At 58.4% G+C, this 341-nt stretch carries 1 protein-coding gene; it reads left to right on the forward strand.

Going from position 1 to position 341, the window contains the following annotated elements; all coding sequences use genetic code 11:
• The coding region (locus tag C1H84_RS18365) for a hypothetical protein (protein WP_181728201.1) at positions 1-341 on the forward strand (341 nt) is incomplete at both ends.

Consider the following 341-nt stretch of genomic DNA (forward strand, 5'->3'; position numbering starts at 1 on the left):
TGAACACTGCGGATAACGCGGCTGAGAACACCGATGCGAACACGGATGTGAACACTGCGGATAACGCGGCTGCGAACACCGATGCGAACACCGATGCGAACACGGACGTGAACACTGCGGATAACGCGGCTGCGAACACCGATGCGAACACCGATGCGAACACGGATGCGAACACTGCGGATAACGCGGCTGCGAACACCGATGCGAACACCGATGCGAACACAGATGTGAACACTGCGGATAACGCGGCTGCGAACACGGATGTGAACACTGCGGATAACGCGGCTGCGAACACCGATGCGAACACGGATGTGAACACTGCGGATAACGCGGCTGCGAAC

The sequence above is a fragment of the Glutamicibacter soli genome, assembly GCF_003309065.1.
Classification (GTDB): domain Bacteria; phylum Actinomycetota; class Actinomycetes; order Actinomycetales; family Micrococcaceae; genus Glutamicibacter; species Glutamicibacter soli.